Consider the following 21,435-nt stretch of genomic DNA (forward strand, 5'->3'; position numbering starts at 1 on the left):
TCAGGTATCCAGGTTCTCGACGTTCAGGGCGTTCTGCTGGATGAACTCGCGGCGCGGTTCGACGACGTCGCCCATCAGCTTGGTGAACAGGTCCTCGGCCTCGGCCACGTCCTCGATGCGGACCTGGAGCATGGTGCGTGCGACGGGGTCCAGCGTGGTTTCCCACAGCTGCTCGGGGTTCATCTCTCCCAGTCCCTTGTAGCGCTGCAGGGACAGGCCCTTCTCGCCCTCCAGGAACACCGCCTGCAGCAGGCCCAGGGGGCCGTGGATCGGCTGGTCGCGATCCTTACGGATCAGGCGCGCGGGCTTGGCATAGATGTCCTGCAGGGCCTGGGTCATCTCGCCCAGCCTGCGGCTCTCGCCGCTGCGCAGCATCTGGCCGTCCAAGGTGCGGTTCTCCTCGACCCCGCGCAGGGTGCGCGACAGGCGGATGCCGGCATCCTGGGTCGGGCGTCCCTGCCAGCCGCGCTCGTACTCCTCGGCGATCTGGTCCAGGCGGGCGGCGATGTCGGTGGCCACGCCCTGGGCGTCTTGGTCGATGCGGCCCGGCACCAGCGCCCCGGCGATCGCGGCCTGTTCGGTGATGTGGGGCGGGTAGTGGGTCGGATAGGCGCGCAGAACGCGGCGTGCCACCCGCGCCTCCTCGACCACGCGGGCCAGGTCGTTGCCGGTGATCTCCTCGCCCGAGGCCAGGCGCAGGGATGCCCCTTCGACGCCCTGCTGGATCAGGTAATCCTCCAGCGCGGCCTCGTTCTTCAGATAGACCTCGGACCGGCCGCGCCCGACCTTGTAGAGCGGCGGCTGCGCGATATAGAGATGCCCGCCCTCGATCAGCTCCGGCATCTGCCGGAAGAAGAACGTCAGCAGCAGCGTGCGGATATGCGCGCCGTCGACGTCGGCGTCCGTCATGATGACGATCTTATGGTAGCGCAGCTTCTTCAGGCTGAACTCGTCGCGCCCGATGCCGGTGCCAAGCGCGGTGATCAGTGTGCCGATCTGGTCGCTGCCCAGCATCCGGTCGAACCGCGCGCGTTCCACGTTCAGGATCTTGCCGCGCAGCGGCAGGACGGCCTGGTTCTGGCGCGAGCGGCCCTGTTTTGCCGAACCGCCGGCCGAATCCCCCTCGACGATGAACAGCTCGGACAGCGCCGGGTCCTTCTCCTGGCAATCGGCCAGCTTGCCGGGCAGGGATGCCACGTCCATCGCCGTCTTGCGCCGCGTCAGCTCGCGCGCCTTGCGCGCCGCCTCGCGGGCCAAGGCGGCCTCGATGATCTTGCCCACGATCTGGCGGGCCTCGGTCGGGTTCTCCTCGAACCACTCTGCCAGCTTCTCGCCGACCAGCCCCTCGACCGCCGGACGGACCTCGCTGGAGACAAGCTTGTCCTTAGTCTGGCTGGAGAACTTCGGATCGGGCACCTTGACGGACAGCACGCAGGTCAGCCCCTCGCGCGCGTCATCGCCGGTGAAGTCGACCTTTTCTTTCTTCGCGATGCCGCTGTCCTGCGCGTATTTGCCGATCACGCGGGTCAGGGCGCCGCGGAAACCGGCCATGTGCGTGCCGCCGTCCCGCTGCGGGATGTTGTTGGTGAAGGGCAGGACGGTCTCGTGATAGCTGTCGTTCCACCACATCGCGACCTCGACGCCGATGCCGCCCTTCTCTCCGGTGATGAAGATCGGCTCGGGCATGACGGCGGTCTTGGACCGGTCCAAGTATTTCACGAATTCCTTGACGCCGCCCTCGTAGAACAGCTCGGTCTTCTGGACCTCGGCATGACGCTCGTCCTCCAGGATGATGCGCACGCCGCTGTTCAAGAAGGCCAGCTCGCGCAGGCGGTTCTCCAGCGTCTTGAAGCTATAGTCCAGGTTGCTGAAGGTCCCGTCCGGATGCACGGTCTTGGCCGAGGCCATGAAGCGCACCTCGGTCCCGCTTTCACCCGGCGCATCGCCCACCACGACCAGCGACTTGACGGTGTCGCCGCGCTCGAACCGGACGAAGTGCTCCTTGTCGTTGCGCCAGATGCGCAGCTCCAGCCAGTCGGACAGGGCGTTCACGACCGACACGCCCACGCCGTGCAGGCCCCCCGACACCTTGTAGCTGTTCTGGTCGAACTTTCCGCCTGCATGCAGCTGGGTCATAATGACCTCGGCCGCGCTGACGCCTTCTCCGGCATGCATGTCGACCGGGATGCCGCGCCCGTTGTCGCGCACGCTGACGCTGCTGTCGGCATGGATCTTGACCTGCACGAAGTCGGCATGGCCGGCCAGGACCTCGTCGATGCCGTTGTCCACGACCTCATAAACCATGTGGTGCAGGCCGGACCCGTCGTCGGTATCGCCGATATACATGCCGGGACGCTTTCGCACGGCGTCCAAACCCTTGAGAACCTTGATGGAATCGGCGTCGTACAAAGCGGGTTGGGCGGCGGTGTCGGTCATGCGTCGGGCTTTCTGTTCGTCATGTCTTGATATAGGCCTTCGCAGGGGCAAAGTCACGGCTTTGGCTGGGTTTTTCGGCCCCGTCGGCGGGTTTTATGCCCGGCCTGCCCAGATCTGGCCCGCACCCAGCACCAGCCCCACGAAAATCAGTAGCCAGCCCGATGCCAGGTTCATCCGCCGCAGCCCCGCGGGGGTCGCCAGACGGGCGCGCAGCGCGGCCAGCGTGGCGCCCATGCCTAGGTTCAGCAGGAACGGAATGGCCCCCGACATCCCCACGATCACCGCGACATCGCGCCCGGTCAGCCGCGCCACGTCGAAGAAACCGGGCAGCACGCCGACATAGAACAGCGCCGCCTTGGGGTTGCCGGCAATGGCCAGCAGGCCCGCGCTGAAGCCCGCCCACCCACCACGCCGGGTCAGGCGGCTGTCGCTGTCCACGGCCTGCCCGGCGTGGCGCAGCAGCCCGATGCCCATGCCCAGAAAGACCGCGACCGCGATCCAGCGCAGGGCCGACAGCAGAGCCGCCTGATCGCCCACCAGCAGCGTCAGGCCGAAGATCGCGATCAGCGGCCAGATCATGTCCCCGATCGCCACCCCAAGCGCCAGCGGCCAGACCCCCGCCCAACCGGACGACAGGCCCCGCGCCATGATCGCCACCCAGACCGGGCCGGGCGTCAGCCAGATCGCCGCCAGCGCGCCCGCATACAGCCAGATCGCCTGCACGCTCAGCGTCATGCGGCCTCGCATGCCGCAGAGGCGCCGTCGGTCTTGGTCACGGCCAGGCTGCGCGCGCGCGGGCCGAAGGCGTCGAACAGTTCCGGCCCCGTGCCGGTCAGCAGGGTCTGGGCGGGCAGGTCGGTGATGCGGTCGTAAAGGGCCGCGCGCCGGTCGGCGTCCAGATGCGCCGCGACCTCGTCCAGCAGCAGCAGGACCGGCTGGTCCGACAGCGCACGCGCATTGGCCAGGATCAGCGACAGCAGCAACGCCTTCTGCTCTCCGGTCGAGGATTGGGCGGCGGGCATGTCCTGCGGCCCCCAGCTGGCGCCCAGATCGGCCCGATGCGCGCCGGTCAGCGTCCGCCCGGCGGCCATGTCGCGGTGGCGCGTCGCGGCCAGGCGCGCGGCGATGCTGGCGGGGTCGGCATCGTTGGCAAAGCCGTCCTGGGCCAGCAAGGTCAGGCGTGCGGCCGGAAAATCCGTGCCGCCGTCCTGCGCGGCCATGATGGCGGACAGGGCCGCCTGGCGGTTGCGGGTCAGGCCCGCGCCGGCCTCGGCCATCTGCGTCTCCAGTGCGCGGTACCAGCCGGGATCGCCGATCTGATCGCGCAGCAGGCGGTTGCGTTCACGCATGGCCTTGTCATAGGCCAGCGCCAGGTCCGCGTGGTCGGGCATCAGCGACAGGGTCACCCGGTCCAGGAACCGCCGCCGCCCTTCGGGTGCGTCCGACCACAACCGGTCCATCGCGGGCACCAGCCAGATGACCCGCACCAGCCGGGCCAGCGCGGTCTGGGTCACGGGCTTGTCGTCCAGGATGACATGGCGGGGTTGGCCGGGGGGCGCCGCGGTCTCGACCGCGTGATCGCCAAGCGTGGCGCGGAGGCGCCAGCCCGCATCGGGGCCCATCCGCGCCTGGTCTAGGGCGGCCACCGCGCGCAGTCCGCGGCCCGGCGCCAGCATGGACAGCGCTTCCAGGATGTTCGTCTTGCCGGACCCGTTCGGCCCATGGATCGCCAGGGGGCGGGCGTCCAGCGACAGGTCCAGCCGCGGCCAGGACCGGAACTGGGACAGCCGCAGCGCCGTCAGTGTCACACGCGCATCGGCATGACGACATAGACCGCGCTGAGATCGCTGCCCTCGCGGATCAGGGCGGCGTCGCCCGAGCCGTTGAACAGGAACACCGCGTTGTCGCGATCGACCTGGCCCGCGATCTCCTGCAGGTACTTGGCGTTGAAGCCGATCTCCAGCGGTTCGTCGGCATAGGCCACGATCAGCTCCTCCTCGGCGGCGCCGGCATCGGGGGCGTTGACCGACAGGACCAGCCGGTCCGCGTCCAGCGACAGCTTGACCGCGCGCGAACGTTCGCTGCTGACGGTCGCCACGCGGTCGACGGCGCGGGCAAAGTCGGCGGCGTCCACCTCAAGCTTGCGGGCGTTGCCCTGCGGGATCACGCGGCTGTAATCGGGGAAGGTCCCGTCGATGACCTTGGAGGTCAGCGTGATCGTGGGCGTGGCAAAGCGGACCTTGGTCTCGCTGACCGACACGGCGATCTCGGCCTCGTCGTCGTCCAGAAGCTTGCGCAGCTCTCCGACGGTCTTGCGGGGCACGATCACGCCGGGCATCGCATCCGCGTTCGCGGGCAGGGGCGCGTCGATCCGGGCCAGGCGGTGCCCGTCGGTCGCCACGCAGCGCAGGACGGGGCCGTCCTCGGACTGGGCCACGTGCATGTAGACGCCATTCAGATAGTACCGCGTCTCCTCGGTCGAGATCGCGAATTTCGACTTGTCGAACAGCCGGCGCAGCACCGATGCGGGCGCCTTGAAGTTCGCGCTGTATTCGCTGCTGGCCATGACCGGGAAATCGGCCCGCGGCAGGGTCGCCAGGCTGAAGGACGAGCGCCCGGCCTGGACCGACAGCCGCCCCGAAGCGTCGTCGCTGGCCAGTTGGACCAGGGCGCCGTCGGGCAGCTTGCGCGCGATCTCGTTCAGCATCACGGCGCTGACGGTGGTGGCGCCGGGGCGTTCGACCTGGGCCACGGCGCGGTCCACGACCTCGGTGTCCAGGTCGGTGGCCCGGAAGCTGACGCCTTCGGGGGTGGCCTCGATCAGCACGTTGGCCAGGATCGGGATGGTGTTGCGGCGTTCCACGACCGACTGGGCCTGCGACACGGCCTTGACCAGAACGGCGCGCTCGATCGAGAATTTCATCAGTTTCCCCTGTCCCATGGCTCTGCGGCCCCTGCCGGACCTGATGTGTAGCCGCCCGCGCGGGCAGTCACAAGATTTTCGTGATCAGGCTTCCAGCATCCGCTTCAGCACGGCGATGTCCTCGACCATGGCGCTGTCCTCGACCAACAGCTCCTCGATCTTGCGCACGCCGTGCATGATCGTGGTGTGGTCGCGTCCGCCGAAGCGGCGGCCGATCTCGGGGAGGGAGCGGCTGGTCAGCTGCTTGGACAGGTACATCGCGATCTGGCGGGGCCGGGCGACGTTGCGCGCGCGTTTCGGACCCATCATGTCGGCCAGGCGGATGTTGTAATGCTCGGCCACCTTGCGCTGGATGTCGTCGATGTTGATCTTGCGGTCATTGGTCCGCAGGATGTCGGCCAGGCATTCCTGCGCCACCTCCAGCGTGATCTCGCGGCGCAGCAGGCTTGCATGCGCGAACAGGCGCTGCAGCGCGCCTTCCAGGACGCGGACGTTGGTGGTGATGCGATGCGCCAGGAACTCCAGCACGCCCGCGCCGATCTCCAGGTCGGACTGCTGGGCGCGGAAGGCCTGCGTCTTGGACTGCAGGATGCCCAGGCGCAGCTCATACGTCGTCGGGTGCAGGTCCACGATCAGGCCGCAGGACAGGCGCGACTTGATGCGTTCCTCAAGGCCCTTGATCTCGGCGGGCGCGCGGTCGGCCGAGATCACGATCTGCTTGCCCTGGTCGACCAGCGCGTTGAACGTGTGGAAGAATTCCTCCTGAGTGCTGTCCTTGCCGGCGATGAACTGCACGTCGTCGACCATCAGCATGTTCACGTTCCGGAACATGCTCTTGAAGTCCATGATCGAGCTTTCGCGCAGCGCCTGCACGAAGCGGTACATGAACTGTTCGGCCGACAGGTACAGGACCTGCGCCGACGGGTGGCGCGCCTGATAGTCATGCGCGATCGCGTGCATCAGGTGCGTCTTGCCCAGGCCCACGCCGCCATAGAGGAACAGCGGGTTGAAACCGACGGGCCCCCCCTCGGCCACGCGGCGGGCGGCGGCATGGGCCAGCTCGTTCGGCTTGCCGACGATGAAGTTCCCGAAGGTGAAGCGGCTGTCCAGCGGTGCGCCCAGATCGGTGCGGGCGGCGCGGGTGGTCGGCGCCTCGGCCGGCTGGCCCGCGGGGGCCGTGGCCTGGGCCGAGGGGCGCGCCGCGGCGCTGCCCACGTCAAAGCGCAGACGCTCGACCGGGGCGCCATGTCGGGTCAGCACCGCCATGATGTCCTTGGCAAAGTGACGCCCGACCCAGTCAGAGATGAAGCGCGTCGGGCTAACGAATCGCGCGGCCCCGTCGTCGATCGCCATCAGGCGCAGCGGCTTGATCCAGTGGTTGTAGTTGTTCGGCCCCACGCTCTGTTCCAGCTCGGCGCATGCCTGACCCCAGATCTTGTCCATCATCGTCCCGTTTCCCGTCTGTCCCCAATCCCCGCCGGTTGATCCGACGGGACAGAATTCACGTCATCCGGGTGGCACGCAAAAACGCTGCCCCCGCGACCGCGAACGCGGTCGATCAAGGGGCATCAGCCCGTTTTCGGTCCTGGACACAGGTCCCCGGACACCCGGTGGCAGCCGGATGTCGTGAACCCGAAGGCGGAAGAGGTGTTCTTCGCGGCCCGGCCGTCGTCCCGGACGGATCCGAAGATCTGTCCACAGGGCCCGGCCCGTCCCCAAGCGACGTGAATCGCAAGGAGGAAACTAGCCCCAGCTTGTGGATAGCTGCAACCGAACTCTGCGCTTGACAGCAACTTGGTCCAAGCGAATCTGCGATGCCTTTGACTCGATTAACAATTTTCTGAATTACTTGAATTCGTTCGATTTTTCAAAATGTCGCAGGTGCAGAAACGCAAATCGGGCGCAGGGCTTTCGCCTGCACCCGATGCTGTATTCCGGTGCCCCGAAGGGCGTGGAACGCGTATCTCAGGGCCCCGTGGAGCCTGTGGATCAGTTGGCCGACAGCGCCTTCACGCGGGCCGCCAGGCGCGAGATCTTGCGCGACGCGGTGTTCTTGTGCACGACGCCCTTGGTCACGCCGCGCATCAGTTCGGGCTGCGCGGTCTTCAGCGCCAGCGCGGCCGCATCGGCATTGCCCGAGGCGATGGCCTCTTCGACCTTGCGGATATAGGTGCGGATGCGCGAACGGCGGGCCTTGTTGACGTCGGTGCGACGTTCGATCTGGCGGGCGCGTTTCTTGGACTGGGGCGTGTTAGCCATGGGTGTCTTCCTATCGGGTCAGGTGCATGTCTCAATGTCGAACGTGCAAAAGCCCCATGGCGCCGTCCCTGATCCGGAACGGACATGATTCTTGCCAAAGCGGGCCCACACGCATGTAAGTCGGGGCGTATAGGCCAGCCCCGCCGAAAAGAAAACCCTTATCTGTCGCGGAACTGCGCCTCGCGCTTTTCCAGGAAGGCGGCCATGCCCTCCTTCTGGTCCTCGGTCGCGAACAGCGCATGGAAGGACCGGCGCTCGAACAGCAGACCCTCGCGCAGCGTCGTCTCATAAGCGCGGTTCACGGCCTCCTTGACGGTCTTGGTGGCGATCTGGGACTTTTCGGCAATCTTGCGCGCGGCGGCCATCGCGTCGGGAATCAGCTTGGGGGTGGGCACGACGCGGCTGACCAGACCGGACCGCTCGGCCTCTGCGGCGTCCATGAAGCGGCCGGTCAGGTTCATGTCCATGGCCTTGGACTTGCCCACGAACCGCGTCAGGCGCTGCGTGCCGCCGATGCCCGCGACGACGCCCAGGTTGATCTCGGGCTGGCCGAACTTGGCGTTCTCGGCGCAGATGATGAAATCGCAGACCATCGCCAGTTCGCATCCACCGCCCAGGGCGTATCCGCTGACGGCGGCGATGATCGGCTTGCGGACCCGGGTGATCGCCTCGATCTGGGCGCCGAACAGGTCGGATTCGTAGACCTCGACGAAGGTCTTGGTCGACATCTCCTTGATGTCGGCACCGGCGGCAAAGGCCTTTTCGCTGCCGGTCAGGACGATGCAGCGAACCTTGTCGTTGCGGTCGGCATCCGACAGTGCGGCCGACAGCTCGTCCAGAAGCGTGGCGTTCAGCGCGTTCAGCGCCTCGGGGCGGTTCAGCCGGATCAGGGCGACCTCGTCCTCGATCTCCACGATGATGGTTTCATAAGCCATAGGCTTGGACCTCGTTGGCAGATTGCGTGGCCCCCGTCCTAGCAGAGGCCCGCGCAGTCGTCCAATCGTTCACCTCTGGCAGGCGGGACAGTAGAAGGACGACCGCCCCGATTGCACGATCCGCGCGATGGTGCCGCCGCATCCGTCCCGCAGGCAGGGCTGGCCCGCCCGGTCATAGACGCGGAAGCTGTGCTGGAAATAGCCCAGCTCTCCGCTGGCCTGCCGGTGATCGCGCAGGCTGGAACCGCCCGCGGCGATCGCGTCGGTCAGCACGTCGCGGACATGGCCCACCAGCGCCGCGATGCGTGCGGCCCCGATCCGTCCCGCCGCCCGGCGCGGATCAATGCCTGCGCGCCACAGCGATTCGCTGACATAGATGTTGCCCAGGCCCGCCACGATGCGCTGATCCAGCAGCGCCTGTTTCACCGGCACCCGCCGACCGGCAAAGGCCGCCTGCAGATAGGCGGGCGTGAAGACCGGGTCGAAGGGTTCCGGGCCCAGATGGTCCAGCAGGGGATGGGACGCGCCCTCGCGGATCAGGTCGACCATGCCGAACCGTCGGGCGTCGTTGAATGTGACGGTCGTTCCCGCATCCGTGGTCAGCACGACATGGTCGTGGCGCGCATGGATGCCCGGATCGCGGTGGAACCCCGCCAGGCCCGCACCTTCGACCAGCATGCGGCCGGACATGCCCAGGTGCCACAGGACCGTGCCGCGCCCTTCCAGGTCGGCCAGCAGGTATTTCGACCGCCGCCGCAGCGCGGTGACGGTGGCGCCCGTCAGCACCTGCATCAGGTCCACCGGCAGGGGCCAGCGCAGGTCGGGGCGGTTGATCTGGGCGCGGGCGATGCGCGCGCCTTCCAGATGGGGCAGCAGGCCGCGGCGGACGGTCTCGACTTCCGGCAGTTCTGGCAATCGGGTTCCTTTCGTCGCATTGTGTGCGCGGCACGCCGGACCTATCTGGCAATGGAACAGGCAAACGGCAAGCGCATGACGGACAGCAAGACGACCCATTTCGGCTTTCGGACCGTGGACGAGGATCAGAAGGCCGGCATGGTCCATCAGGTCTTCTCCTCGGTCGCATCGAAATACGACGTGATGAACGACCTGATGAGCGTCGGCATCCACCGCGTCTGGAAGACCGCGATGATGGACTGGCTGGCGCCGCGCGATGGACAGCACCTGCTGGACGTGGCGGGCGGCACGGGCGACGTGGCGTTCCGGTTCCTGGACCGGGCGCCGGGCGCGCGGGTCACCGTCTGCGACATGACCGAATCCATGCTGGTCGAGGGGGGCAAGCGTGCCGATGCCGTCGACAAGGCGGACCGGCTGGCCTGGGTCACGGGCGACGCGATGGCGCTGCCCTTTGCCGACAACAGCTTCGACCGCTACACGATCAGCTTCGGCATCCGCAACGTGACGCGCATTCCCGATGCATTGGCCGAGGCGTACCGCGTGCTGAAGCCCGGCGGCCGCCTGATGGTGCTGGAGTTCAGCCAGATCCCGGTGCCGGCGATGCAATGGGCCTATGACCGCTACAGCTTCAACGTGATCCCGGCGATGGGGCAGGCAGTGACGGGCGATCGCGACAGCTATCAATACCTGGTCGAATCGATCCGCAAGTTTCCCGACCAGGACAGCTTTGCCGCTCTGATCCGCGACGCGGGCTTTGACAGGGTGCAGTGGCGCAACCTGTCGATGGGCATCGCCGCCCTGCATTCCGGCTGGAAATTGTAGGCATATGCGCGGTCCCCACAACATCTTGCGTCTGATCAGGACAGGTGCGACCTTTGAACGGACCGGTGCGATGGCCGCCGTCCTGAACGCGGTCGATGCGCCGATCCGCCTGCGCCTGGCCGCGCGGGTCATGGGCTGGCCCTTCCGCTGGCTGGGCTACAAGGGCGATCCGACCTTGCCGCCGATCACCCGGGCGATCACCGCGCTGGGGCCGGCCTACATCAAGTTCGGGCAGATCCTGTCGACGCGCGCCGATGTCGTGGGCCCCGAAATGGCCGGGCAGCTGCGCATGCTGCAGGACCGCCTGCCGCCCTTTCCCACCGACCTGGCCAAGAAGGCCATCGAGGCCGAGCTGCGCGCCCCGGTCGACCAGCTGTTCAGTGAATTTTCCGAACCCGTCGCCGCCGCCTCGATCGCGCAGGTCCACCGCGCCCGCGTCCGCGAGACGGGACGCGAGGTCGCGGTCAAGGTCGTGCGCCCCGGCATCGGGGCCGCGTTCAAGCGCGACATCGACGCGTTCCATTTCGGAGCCCGCCTGATCCAGCTTCTGTCCCCCGGCACCCGCCGCCTGCGGCCGCGCGACGTGGTGCGCCATTTCGAACAGACGGTCACCGGCGAACAGGACCTGCGCCTGGAGGCCGCGGCCGCGTCGGAATTCGCGGAAAACACCGCGCGGGACGCGGGCTTTCAGATCCCCATGCCGCATTGGGCGCTGTCGTCGCGTCGCGTGCTGACCGCCGACTGGGCCGAGGGGCTGCCGATGGGCGACCGCGACGCGCTGATCGCCGCCGGTCACGACACGACCGAACTGGCGCGCCGGGTGATCCAGCTGTTCCTGTCGCATGCGCTGCGCGACGGGTTCTTCCATGCCGACATGCATCACGGCAACCTCAAGGTGGCGGCCAATGGCGATGTCATCGCCTATGATTTCGGCATCATGGGAGAGATCGACGAATACACCCGTCGCGTCTATGCCCAGATCCTGTACGGCTTCATCCAGCGCGATTACCGCCTGGTCGCCCGCGTGCATTTCGAGGCCGGATACGTCCCCCGCGACCGCGACGAGGCCGCGTTCGCCCGCGCCCTGCGCGCCGTCGGAGAGCCGATCTTTGGCGCCGATGCCAGCCGGATCAGCATGGGCAACCTGCTGTCCTATCTGTTCGAGGTGACGGAACGGTTCGGCATGCCCACGCGGACCGAACTGATCCTGCTGCAACGCACCATGGTCGTGGTCGAGGGCGTGGCCCGGTCGCTGGACCCGCAGCTGAACATCTGGGACGCGGCCAAGCCGGTGGTGTCCGATTACATCAAGGCCAGCGTCGGCCCCAAGGCCGCGATCAGCGACCTGACCCATATCGCGCAGACCGTGGGCCGGTACGGCCCGCTGCTGCCACGGATGATCGAGCAGGCCCTGTGGGAACGCGCCCACCCCGAGGAGGCGCGCCTGACCCTGATTCAGCCGCGCAGTTCCGGGACGCTGCTGCTGGTCGCGATCCTGGCGCTGGCGGCGGGGGCGGGGATCGGCCTGTCGCTGTAGGGCGCGGCGGTCAGAAACAGATGATCTCGGCCTCGGCCTCGGCGCGGCGCAGGGTGGCCACGGTCTCGGTCAGGGCGGCCATGCCGCGGAACATGCCGGACCGCTCTCCGGTGGTCTGGCGCATCCGCAGGATGGTTTCCGCGCCGACGTAATCGGCATAGGGCAGCACCTCGGCGATGCGGTCGATCGCGCAGGAACAGCGGTCCAGCATGTCGCGCGTCTGCCCGTTGGTCGCCATGCAGGCAAAGGCGTATTCGACCCGCGCATTGGTCGGATAATCGTTCACTGCCTGCGCCGATGCGGGGGCCGCCGTCAGGGCCAGCGCCAGTGCACAGGCGCCCGCGCGGATCATTGCAGCACCAGTTCGTTGCGATAACCCGCCGCGGCATCGGTTTCGGCGCGCAGCTCGCGGATGGGCTCGTCCGGCGCGGCCATCACGAAGGTCAGCGTCAGCGTCTGGAAGCCGTGCATGCGTTCTGCATTCTTGTCCGCGATGAAGGGCTGAAAGCTGGCCGTGATGCCGCCGTCGGTGGTCGTGACCTCTCCGCCCCGGAACAGCGCCTCCTTCATGCGGTTGCGGATGTAGAACGGGCTGCCGCCGGTCAGCGCGGCCATGTCGCGGGTCGTCTGTTCCAGAAAGAAGGTCAGGACCGGATCACCCGAAGAGATCGGGAACGGTCCGATCGTGCGGTCGATCGGCCCGGCCTTCTGGGTCAGTTCCAGGATCGGCTGCTGATCGCTGGGGTCGATGTCCTGGGACAGGGTGATGCGGCCGTCCTCGGTCGGGCGGAACCCTTCGGCCATCGGGCCCGTGACGGTCATCTGCCATTCCAGCGTCCTGTCGCCCAGATCCCAGGGCCCCCGCTCGGCAAAGACCGCGTCGCCGGCCTCGGCCGCGATCAGGGGCAGGGGGGCAAGCCCCAGCATCAGGGCAAGTGCAAAGGCGCGGGTCATGGTCGTCCTCCCAAACGTTGGGGCATGATGGGCGCGGGACGGGCGGCGGCGCAAGCCCCGGCGGCGGCCGCATCCCCCCTTGGTCTTAGGCCAGAAGACGCCCCAGAATCTCGGCCAGGTCTGGCGCGCTGACGGGCTTTTCCAGCAGGTGGATGCCCATGGCGGCGCAGCGCCGCGAAATCGCTGGATCGCGATGCGCCGTCACCATCACCGCGGGCACCGGCCGGTCGGATGCGGCGCGCAGCGCCTCGATCGCGGCAAACCCGGTGTCGCCGTTCTCCAGGTGGTAATCGGCCAGGATCACGTCTGGGGGTTCGTCCCCCATCGTGGCCAGCGCCTCGGCCGTGTCGCCGGCGATGCGGGGCACCATGCCAAGCCGGTCGCGCAGGATCATCTGATAGGCACGGCGCATCTCGGGGTCGTTCTCGACCACCAGGGCCACGCGGCCGCGCAGCGCGGGCAGCGGCGCGACGGCAAGGCGCGGTGTGTCCGACAGCGCCTGCACCAGGGGCAGGCCGACGCGGAACACCGTGCCGCGCATCGCCTCGGACGACAGGCTGATCGGATGGCCCAGCTTGGCGCAGGCCCGGCGCACGATGGACAGGCCCAGCCCCATGCCCGGCGTCGCGCTGTCGTGGGTCAGACGCTGAAACTCGTCGAAGATGCGGTTGCGGTCCACGGCCGGAATGCCCATCCCGGTGTCATAGACCGACAGCCAGCACATCGCTCCCTTGCGACGCGCACCCACCGCGACGCCGCCGCGATGGGTGTACTTGATCGCGTTCGACACCAGGTTCTGCGCGATGCGGCGCAGGAAGATCGGGTCGCTGTCCACGACCGCGGTCGTGGGCATGAACCGCAGCCGCAACCCCTTGGCCTGCGCCACGGGCGCGAATTCTGCGGCCAGCCTGCGGAACAGATCGTCCAGCGGCACGGGCTGTCGGTTGAACTCGATCCGCTGGCTGTCCAGCCGCGAGATGTCCAGCACCGCATGCATCAGCTGTTCAACCGATTCGAAGGCGCTGCCAAGCCGGTCGGTCAGTTCGGTCTGGTGCGGGTCCATCGGCGTGTCGGTCAGCGCCGACAGGAACAGCCGCGCCGCCGACAGGGGCTGCAGCAGGTCGTGGCTGGCCGCGCGCAGGAAACGGGTCTTGGACCGGTTCGCCTCCTCGGCCAGGGCACGGGCCACGGCCAGTTCGCGGTTTCTTTGCGACAGGTCGGCCATCGCGCGTTCCAGGTCACGCGTGCGGGCCAGCACCTCCTGCTCCAGCGCGACGGCGGCCTGGAACATCGACCATGCGGACCCGCGTGATTCTTCCAGCCGGTCGATCCGGTCGATCAGGACGGCGTTGATGCGGGTCAGCTTGGCGATCTGCCGGTCGGGCGGATCGTCGTCACGCAACATCATCGGACCTCATGAAGGCCAGGCCCACGAATGTCTGGTTCACATGCATGCCGCTGTGCTGTTCGCCATAGGTGTTGAACCCCGCGACGCGGTGACGGCGGTACAGGTCCGACATGCGGTCGGTCAGCCCCGCGCGTTCCAGCGCCAGCCGGCGCAGGATGCAGTCGAAGGCCAGCACCATCAGCGGCGGCGTGGGCAGCGCCTCCAGCAGGTCGGAAAACCCCTGGATCAGATCCTCGGACCGGCCGAGGGTCAGGACTGTGCCGGTGTCGATGGACGACATCAGCGACAGGCCGTCGTCGTCTGTGATGGCGCTGATGGCGCGCACGTGATGGCGCCCGCCCATGCGCAGCAGCAGGGGGTGGCGGGCAAATTCGCTGGGCGTCAGGTCGGCGCGGCGCAACCCGGTCAGGCGGGCATATTCCTGGGCCGCGGGTTCGGCGTTCAGCTCCAGGATGCGGCGTTTTTCGGGAATGGCGGCGGTGACCACCGCGCGGGTGGGGGTGGGGCTGAAATGGGCGAACGTGACCTCGCGGATGGTCAGGTCGGTCTCGACCAGCAGGAAGACCGCGACGCCCGACCGCACGGCGCCCTGCGCAAGCAGCGAGGTGCGGCGGAAATCCAGACCGTCGCCCGCCGACCCCCCCAGCACCGGGACCGAGGGCAGGGCCGCGTCCAGCGTGGCGACCAGCGCGTCCTCCTGTCCGGCCAGGCCATCGGTCAGCAGAAGGCCGAACAGGTGACGCGCCGGGTCGGGGCCGAAATCGCGCGCCGTCTGGCGCAGCTGCGCCATCCATTCCGACACCGGCAGCGCGGCAAGGTCCGGCAGCAGCAGGGACGCGGCGCGGAAATGGCGCGCGGGAAACCCGATCGCCACCACGCTGTCGCTGGCATAGCCCTGCGGCCCGATCTCTCCGGCGGACGAGCATCCGGCGATCACGCAATCGGGCGGCAAGTGGGGGGCCAGCCCGCACTGCAGCGCGGCCAGGTCGTCCGCCTGCGCGCCGAACAGCAGGACCAAGGCGGGATTGGTGCCGCGCAGGCCGTCCAGCAGGGTCGGGACCATGTCGGTCCCGCCGCGGTCGGCCTGCACAGCGACCGGCCCGGATGCGCCCTCCATCGCAGCCGGGTCGGTGTTCATCAGCCGGCCTCGAACAGCCGGATCGAGTTGGCCAGCAGCACGGCCTGCGTGCGGCGGCGGGCGTTGATCTTGGACATGATCGCCGTGATGTGCGTCTTGACCGTGGCCTCGGCGATCGACAGCTCGTAGCTGATCTCCTTGTTGGCCTTGCCCTTGCAGATCAGCCGCAGGATCTTCATCTGCTGCGGCGTCAGCGACGAAAAGCGCCGCGCCAGTTCGGCCTTCGCGTCGTCGTCCGCGCTGTCCTGATCGGGTTGGTATCCGTCGGGGGTGACGTGCTCGCCCTCCCACATGCGGCGCAGGCTGTCGACCAGCGCCTCGCGCGACAGCGACTTGCTGATATAGCCCTGTGCTCCGGCCGCCATCGCGGTCGAGATCATCGCCCCCTCCAGATCGGCCGAAATCATGGTGATCGGCACGCCCGGAAGCTGGCGGCGCAGGGTCACGATGCCCTCGGCGCCGCGCGCGTCGGGCAGGTTCAAGTCAAGGATCACGGCGTCGGGCGCACCCTGCACGCGAATCTGTTCCACCGCTGCGCCAAGGCTGCGCGCGGTGCGGACATTCTTCAGGCCAAAGCTGATCTTCAGCGTCAGTGCCAGCGCATCGCACATCAGCGGGTGGTCGTCGACGATCAGGATCTCGCGGACCTGGTCGGCGGTGGGTCGCGCTGACGGCACGGGACGCGCCTGCATGGCGGCTGCTGTCATGGCATTCCTCCCTGGGTTCTGCCGGCCGCAACCCCTCCTCAAGGGTGCCGCCGTGACCGTAGTCTAGGGCAGGGTGCACATAAAGCAAGCGCCATGCTGCGACGAAAGTCGGATGGCGATCTAGCTTTTGTTGACCGTTCGTTCGCCCGGCGGAAAGCTTTCGGTCCAGACATTGCCGTCCGTATCCTCGACCCGGACGTTGATCGGCTGGCCATCCGGTTGATAGCGAAAGCGGAACACCGGATCCTCGCTGACCGAGATCCCCGCCGCCATCGAGAACAGCAGTGCGTCACCCTGGCGCACATCCAGGCGGTCGATGAAATGGGCCGGGATGTTCAGCAGCGTCACTTGGTCGCGCTGAAGGCCCGAAAAGTTCGGATGCCGGATCATCAGCGTGCCGATTTCCTCTCCGTCCTGAACCTCGCTGCGCCAGCGCATCTGGCCCATGGTCGCCTTGGTCGCGGCCATGTCCTTGCCCGCCGGCGCCGAACAGCCGCCCGCGGCCTTGACGAAGCGCCCGGCCATGACCTGCGTGCCGTCGGCCTGGGTCGCGATGGCGCGGACGTCGGAATAGCTGTCGACCCGGACGCGCACCTCGAAATCCAGGGGCATCAGCGCGGGACCAAAGGCGTATTCGGCGGCGACGGGGGCAGGGTTCTCGTCGATGACCAGGGTCAGGGCGTCGATGGCGGGGGCGTCGGCCGCCTGCGTCAGCCGGATGGGCACGATGGCCGCGTCATGGGCGCGGGTCGGTGCGTCCAGGTCCAGCACCGTGGCGTCCTGCGGCGGATCGCTGTCCAGGTCCATCACCGCCCCGCGCAGATCCTCCCAGGTCGGCGATGGTTGCAGCGCATTGTCCTGCGCCATCGCGGGCGCGGCCAGCAGCGCCGCCGTCAGGGTCAGCCACAGTCTCATTGCCTCATCCTCCCTTGGACATCCTCCGATAGACGAATTCGGTGGTCGTGGCGGCGGCGTCCTCCTCGGCGCGTGCCACGACCCCTGCATGCAGCGGAGATTTCGAACAGACCGGGTCCGTCGCCCGCGCGTCGCCGGCCAGCGCCATCGCCTGGCAGCGGCAGCCGCCGAAATCGACGGACTTGCGGTCGCAGCCGCGGCAGGGTTCCGGCATCCACGCCGTGCCGCGGAAGGCGTTGAAGCTGTCGGACAGGTGCCAGATGTCGGACAGCGACCGCTCTTGCACATTCTCGAAGCGCATCCAGTCGATGGTCTGGGCGGCGTGGCAGGGCAGCACGGTCCCATCAGGTCCGACGTTCAGCCCGGTCGAGCCCCAGCCCCCCATGCAGGCCTTGGGATAGACCGCATGGTGATCGGCGGGGACGTAATCGATGACCATCCGTCCGCGCAGCCGGACGCGGGCGGCGTTTACCACCTGTCGCGCGAATTCGGCCTGTTCGCGCGTGGGCATCAGCGCGCCGCGGTTGCGGTCGGCCCATCCGTGGAACTGGACGGTCGCCACCTCGATCCGCCGGGCGCCAAGACGTTCGGCCAGATCGATCATGTCGGGCAAGCGGTCCATGTTCTGGCGGTGGACGACGGCATTGATGGTCAGCGGAAAGCCGATCTCGGTGACCCAGTCGCTGAAGGCCATCTTCTTGTCCCAGGATCCCGGATGGCCGCTGATCCGGTCGGCCATGTCCGGGCGGATGCCCTGCAGCGACAGCTGGACATGATCGACGCCCGCGCGGTCCAGTTCGATCAGCCGGTCACGGGTGATGCCGATGCCAGAGGTGATCAGGTTCACGTACAGCCCCGCGTCGCGCGCATGGCCCACGATCTGCGCCAGATCGCGCCGCGCACCGGGTTCACCGCCCGAGATGTGGACCTGCAGCACGCCCAGATCGGCAGCCTGCCGGAACACCCGGCCCCAGTCGTCGGCGTCGATCTCACGCGACGCGCGGACCAGATTGACCGGGTTCGAGCAATAGGGACAGGCCAGCGGGCAGCGATGCGTGACCTCGGCCAGCATCGCCATGGGCAGGCCGGGGGTGACGGGGTTGCCGTCCAAGTCGCGGGGCTGGTGCTGCTGGTCCTTCATGCGCTGTCCCTGACAAAGACCATGCGCCGTTCGATCAGCCCGGTCAGGAAATCGCGCACGTCGCCGCCGATCTGGTCCACCGGCGCGTCGTAGCGCGCGGCCAGGTCGCGCACGATCCGGTCCAGGCTGCGAGCGCCGTCCAGTTCGGACAGGATCGCCTCTCCGATCTGGTCCAGCTGCATCGCGCGTTCCGGGGCCTGCAGCACGCGGATGCCGCGCACGCGGTCGCCCTGCAGCCGCACGCCGCGCGGCAGATAGGGGATGTCGTCGGGTCCGATCAATGCGGTCATGCGCGCATCCCCTCTCCGGGCCGCCAGGCCCCGGGGGGCGTGCGCCCCTCGACATAGCCGTGCCACAGCGCGTCCAGCTGGGCCCACAGCACGTCGGTCTTGAAGGTCAGCGCGGCGGCGGCGGCGTCCTGCTTTTCCAGCGTGTCGGCATGGGTCAGGACATAGTCCAGGCCGAACTTGACGTCCTCGGGCGCCTCGGTCAGGCGTTTCTTGAAATAGGACAGGCTGCTGTCATCGGCGAAATCGTAATGCTGCAGCAGACCCTCGATCCGCTGCGCATGGATGCGGGGCGCGAACAGTTCGGTCAGGCTGGCCGCCACCGCGTCCAGCAGGGGCATGTCGCGCACGAAGCGGACATAGGCATCGACCGCAAAGCGCGTCGCCGGCATGATGCCCACGCCCGACGCGACATAGTCCGGGTCCAGCCCCACCGCCTGCGCCAAGGCCAGCCAGCGGCGGATGCCGCCGCCCTCGGTCTGGCCGCCGTCGTGATCCTCGATCCGCTTGCGCCAGGCGCGGCGCAGGTCGGGATCCTCGACCCGGCTCATGAAGGCCGCGTCCTTCATGGGGATGCGCGACTGGTACATCCAGCGGTTGATGACCCAGGCCCGCACCTCGTCCGGGGTGCACTGGCCGCCATGCAGCCGGGCGTGGAACGGGTGACGGTCGTGATAGCGCGCGGCGCCGATGGCGCGCAGGCGGGCCTCGAAATCCTCACGGGACTGGGCGGTGGCTTGGACGTCCTTCACAGCGTGATCTCCATTCCGTCGCGGGCGACCTGCCAGCCCTGTGCCGCGGCCTGGGCCGCCTGCGGGCTGTTCGGGTCGGTCAGCGGGTTCGAATTGTTCATGTGCACGAAGATGCGCCGGCCAATCGGCGTGTCGGCCAGGGCGGGGATCGTGTCGGTCACCGCCATGTGCCCCATGCGGCGGCCGGTCTTGCGGCCCAGGCCCATGCGGATCATCTCGTCGTCGTCCCAAAGGGTGCCGTCGAAGAACAGCGCATCCGCCCCCGCGACGCGGTCGCGCAGCCAGTCGGGCATGTCCGCGCATCCGGGGATGTAGAACGCGCGCCGGTCCGCGCTGCGCAGCTCGACGCCCACGGTGGTCTCTCCGATCAGGCCCGTCTCGACCGTGGCGCCCTCCTGATACAGTGGCACCTTGCCCGGCACGGCGAACAGCGTCGCGGTCAGGCCAGGTGTCAGCGGAATCGTCTGGTCCAGCGCGACGGTCCGGCGTGGGACAAAATCTGGGTTCACCGCAGCCATCATCGGGTTCGCCGCCAGCGCATCATGGATCGCCTGCGTCGCGAACAGATCGAAGGGCTGGCTTTCGCGCAGCGTCAGCAGCCCGGCCACGTGATCGATGTCGCCATTCGTCACCAGGACCGACCGCAGCGGCATGGTCCGCGGGCCGGACGGGTGCAACGCCGGCGTCGCTGCCAGTTGCGCCCGGATATCGGGCGATGCGTTCAGGATGGCCCAGTCGCGCCCATCGGCACTGACTGCGATCGAGCTTTGGGTCATCGACGGGATACGTCCCGCGCGTGCCGCGTCGCAATTGCCGCAGCCGCAGTTCCATTGCGGCAGGCCACCGCCCGCCGCCGCCCCAAGGATGATGATCCGCATCGGGTGTCGTGCCTTACGATAAGAAAGCCCCGCCCGAACGAATTCGGACGGGGCCGCATTCTTGCCTGCGGTACAGGCTCAGAACAGGACGGGCTCGTCCTCGGCGGGTGCGTACATGTTGATTTCCATGCCGCAAGCGATCTCGGTCAGGATAGGTTTGGTCCAGGCCATGTTGTGCTCCTCCTACATGCCGGTGGCGCCGCTACAGAAGGCGACTGGATTCAAATCTAGTATAGAGACAGGATGAATCAACACGACAAAGGTCGCAAGGTCGTGACCATTTCGTGAAGACGGGCCGCAAAAGGGGACGGAAGGACGATGTTTCACCTGGTTCTGGGCGTCTGTCTGGCGATGGCCGCCAATCAATGCGGCCAGGTTCTGCTGCCCCAGGGCGATTCGGCGACGGCCCAGGGGTGTCGGACGCAGGCCGCGCAGGTTGCGGATGCGTGGCTGGCAGCGCGGCCCGATCTGACCGGCAGTGCGCCGGAATGCCGCGCCAATGCCGATCTTCCGGCGCTGGACCTGCAGCAGGTCGCGCCGGGCGTTCATGTCCATTTCGGCGATTCTCACCAGATGGAGGAGACCCCGGACGGGCGCATCGCCAACCTGGGGGTGATCATCGGCCGCGATGCGGTCGCGGTGATCGACGCGGGGGTGTCGCGGGCGCAGGCGCAGGACCTCTATGTGGCGATCCGGAGGATGACCGACCTTCCGGTGCGGCACCTGATCCTGACGCACATGCATCCCGACCACGTGCTGGGCGCGCAGGTGCTGTCCGAGGCCGGGGCCCGCATCACTGCGCATCACGCCCTGCCGCAGGCGCTTCAGGCGCGGGCGGCGGGGTATCTTGACGCGCTGGTTGGTCTTTACCCGGCCCCGGACTGGATCGGCACGCAGGTGGTCATGCCCGACGATCTGGTCGATGACCGCCGCCAGATCGACCTGGGCGATCGGTCCCTGCTGCTGCGGGCATGGCCTGCGGCCCATACCGACAGCGACCTGACCGTGCTGGACCGCAGGACGAACACGCTGTTCACCGGCGATCTGCTGTTCCGTGACCTGACGCCGGTCGTGGACGGATCGCTGCTGGGATGGCTGGAATGGCTGGACAGCGACCCGGCACGCGGCGCAGGCTTGATCGTGCCGGGACACGGACCGGCCAGCGAATCATGGGCTGACGCATCGGCACCCCAGACCGCATTATTGAAAGCGCTTGCGACCGCGACGCGCCGGGCCATTCAGGACGGGCTGCCGCTGTCGCAAGCCGTCCCCGGCATCGCCAATGCACTGCAGCCGATGCAGAATTCGTGGAATTCCTATCCAGAGACGGTGGCGCGGAACGCAACCGCGGCCTACAAGGAACTGGAATGGGAATGAGAAGCGTTTGACAGGTTCGCCAGAACTGGCAAATGTTCGCGTTAACAGCCG

The 21,435-nt window shown here is 67.8% G+C and carries 22 protein-coding genes; 3 read left to right on the forward strand and 19 right to left on the reverse strand.

Annotated features, from left to right (window positions below; all coding sequences use genetic code 11):
• From gyrB to mutM, 8 genes are all read right to left on the reverse strand, one after another.
• Entirely contained in the window at positions 1–2,436 is a 2,436-nt protein-coding gene (gene gyrB, locus EOJ32_RS02390; protein WP_045982300.1) for a DNA topoisomerase (ATP-hydrolyzing) subunit B, read from the reverse strand.
• A 93-nt stretch (positions 2,437–2,529) separates the two neighbouring features.
• Entirely contained in the window at positions 2,530–3,171 is a 642-nt protein-coding gene (locus EOJ32_RS02395; RefSeq protein WP_127897569.1) for a LysE family translocator, read from the reverse strand.
• Positions 3,168–4,244 carry a DNA replication/repair protein RecF gene (gene recF, locus EOJ32_RS02400; RefSeq protein WP_127897570.1) on the reverse strand — a complete coding sequence of 359 codons (1,077 nt, stop codon included), beginning with the start codon at positions 4,242–4,244 and terminating at the stop codon, positions 3,168–3,170. The genes EOJ32_RS02395 and recF overlap by 4 nt, the downstream gene beginning before the upstream one ends.
• A complete protein-coding gene (dnaN, locus tag EOJ32_RS02405; RefSeq protein WP_127897571.1) occupies positions 4,241–5,359 on the reverse strand; it encodes a DNA polymerase III subunit beta in 1,119 nt (372 codons plus the stop codon). Before dnaN ends, recF begins: the two co-directional genes overlap by 4 nt.
• A gap of 84 nt (positions 5,360–5,443) precedes the next feature.
• On the reverse strand, positions 5,444–6,805 hold the full coding sequence (dnaA, locus tag EOJ32_RS02410) for a chromosomal replication initiator protein DnaA (protein WP_127897572.1): 1,362 nt from the start codon (positions 6,803–6,805) through the stop codon (positions 5,444–5,446).
• A 543-nt stretch (positions 6,806–7,348) separates the two neighbouring features.
• On the reverse strand, positions 7,349–7,618 hold the full coding sequence (rpsT, locus tag EOJ32_RS02415; protein ID WP_045982305.1) for a 30S ribosomal protein S20: 270 nt from the start codon (positions 7,616–7,618) through the stop codon (positions 7,349–7,351).
• Between the two features lie 158 nt (positions 7,619–7,776).
• Positions 7,777–8,553, reverse strand: coding sequence for an enoyl-CoA hydratase (locus EOJ32_RS02420; RefSeq protein WP_127897573.1), 777 nt, complete (start codon positions 8,551–8,553; stop codon positions 7,777–7,779).
• A 69-nt stretch (positions 8,554–8,622) separates the two neighbouring features.
• The gene (gene mutM / locus EOJ32_RS02425; RefSeq protein WP_046000575.1) at positions 8,623–9,468 is read right to left on the reverse strand and encodes a bifunctional DNA-formamidopyrimidine glycosylase/DNA-(apurinic or apyrimidinic site) lyase; all 846 of its coding nucleotides are present in this window, start codon (positions 9,466–9,468) and stop codon (positions 8,623–8,625) included.
• Positions 9,469–9,543: 75 nt separating this feature from the next.
• Here mutM and ubiE point away from each other — a divergent pair, with 75 nt between their 5' ends.
• Together ubiE and ubiB are read left to right on the forward strand one after the other, a co-directional pair.
• Positions 9,544–10,290 carry a bifunctional demethylmenaquinone methyltransferase/2-methoxy-6-polyprenyl-1,4-benzoquinol methylase UbiE gene (gene ubiE, locus EOJ32_RS02430; protein WP_127897574.1) on the forward strand — a complete coding sequence of 249 codons (747 nt, stop codon included), beginning with the start codon at positions 9,544–9,546 and terminating at the stop codon, positions 10,288–10,290.
• A 4-nt stretch (positions 10,291–10,294) separates the two neighbouring features.
• On the forward strand, positions 10,295–11,827 hold the full coding sequence (gene ubiB / locus EOJ32_RS02435) for a 2-polyprenylphenol 6-hydroxylase (protein WP_127897575.1): 1,533 nt from the start codon (positions 10,295–10,297) through the stop codon (positions 11,825–11,827).
• Between the two features lie 10 nt (positions 11,828–11,837).
• On the opposite strand, the gene EOJ32_RS02440 is transcribed toward ubiB, so the two are convergent.
• From EOJ32_RS02440 to pqqA, 11 genes are all read right to left on the reverse strand, one after another.
• Positions 11,838–12,179, reverse strand: a complete 342-nt coding sequence (locus EOJ32_RS02440) for a hypothetical protein (RefSeq protein WP_127897576.1) — start codon at positions 12,177–12,179, stop codon at positions 11,838–11,840.
• Positions 12,176–12,781, reverse strand: a complete 606-nt coding sequence (locus EOJ32_RS02445) for a hypothetical protein (protein WP_046000577.1) — start codon at positions 12,779–12,781, stop codon at positions 12,176–12,178. Before EOJ32_RS02445 ends, EOJ32_RS02440 begins: the two co-directional genes overlap by 4 nt.
• Positions 12,782–12,866: 85 nt before the next feature.
• The gene (locus EOJ32_RS02450; protein ID WP_127897577.1) at positions 12,867–14,189 is read right to left on the reverse strand and encodes a hybrid sensor histidine kinase/response regulator; all 1,323 of its coding nucleotides are present in this window, start codon (positions 14,187–14,189) and stop codon (positions 12,867–12,869) included.
• On the reverse strand, positions 14,176–15,327 hold the full coding sequence (locus EOJ32_RS02455; RefSeq protein WP_127897578.1) for an FIST N-terminal domain-containing protein: 1,152 nt from the start codon (positions 15,325–15,327) through the stop codon (positions 14,176–14,178). The genes EOJ32_RS02450 and EOJ32_RS02455 overlap by 14 nt, the downstream gene beginning before the upstream one ends.
• The gene (locus EOJ32_RS02460; protein WP_045982310.1) at positions 15,327–16,034 is read right to left on the reverse strand and encodes a response regulator transcription factor; all 708 of its coding nucleotides are present in this window, start codon (positions 16,032–16,034) and stop codon (positions 15,327–15,329) included. Before EOJ32_RS02460 ends, EOJ32_RS02455 begins: the two co-directional genes overlap by 1 nt.
• Positions 16,035–16,154: 120 nt before the next feature.
• A complete protein-coding gene (locus EOJ32_RS02465) occupies positions 16,155–16,949 on the reverse strand; it encodes a quinoprotein dehydrogenase-associated SoxYZ-like carrier (RefSeq protein WP_127897579.1) in 795 nt (264 codons plus the stop codon).
• A 4-nt stretch (positions 16,950–16,953) separates the two neighbouring features.
• The gene (gene pqqE, locus EOJ32_RS02470) at positions 16,954–18,090 is read right to left on the reverse strand and encodes a pyrroloquinoline quinone biosynthesis protein PqqE (protein WP_127897580.1); all 1,137 of its coding nucleotides are present in this window, start codon (positions 18,088–18,090) and stop codon (positions 16,954–16,956) included.
• Positions 18,087–18,380 (reverse strand): pyrroloquinoline quinone biosynthesis peptide chaperone PqqD, encoded by a 294-nt coding sequence (pqqD, locus tag EOJ32_RS02475; protein WP_046000581.1) that lies wholly within the window; start codon positions 18,378–18,380, stop codon positions 18,087–18,089. Before pqqD ends, pqqE begins: the two co-directional genes overlap by 4 nt.
• Complete coding sequence (gene pqqC / locus EOJ32_RS02480; protein WP_045982314.1) at positions 18,377–19,129, reverse strand: pyrroloquinoline-quinone synthase PqqC; 753 nt, start codon at positions 19,127–19,129, stop codon at positions 18,377–18,379. Before pqqC ends, pqqD begins: the two co-directional genes overlap by 4 nt.
• Positions 19,126–20,007: a pyrroloquinoline quinone biosynthesis protein PqqB gene (gene pqqB, locus EOJ32_RS02485; protein WP_127897581.1), complete on the reverse strand. Its 882-nt coding sequence runs from the start codon at positions 20,005–20,007 to the stop codon at positions 19,126–19,128. Before pqqB ends, pqqC begins: the two co-directional genes overlap by 4 nt.
• A gap of 78 nt (positions 20,008–20,085) precedes the next feature.
• Positions 20,086–20,178 (reverse strand): pyrroloquinoline quinone precursor peptide PqqA, encoded by a 93-nt coding sequence (gene pqqA, locus EOJ32_RS02490; protein WP_042250260.1) that lies wholly within the window; start codon positions 20,176–20,178, stop codon positions 20,086–20,088.
• A gap of 147 nt (positions 20,179–20,325) precedes the next feature.
• On the opposite strand from pqqA, the gene EOJ32_RS02495 reads away from it, so the two are divergent.
• Positions 20,326–21,384, forward strand: a complete 1,059-nt coding sequence (locus EOJ32_RS02495) for a quinoprotein relay system zinc metallohydrolase 2 (RefSeq protein WP_127897582.1) — start codon at positions 20,326–20,328, stop codon at positions 21,382–21,384.
• Positions 21,385–21,435 lie beyond the last annotated feature (51 nt).

Source organism: Paracoccus sp. Arc7-R13 (genome assembly GCF_004010775.1).
Lineage (GTDB): Bacteria > Pseudomonadota > Alphaproteobacteria > Rhodobacterales > Rhodobacteraceae > Paracoccus > Paracoccus marcusii.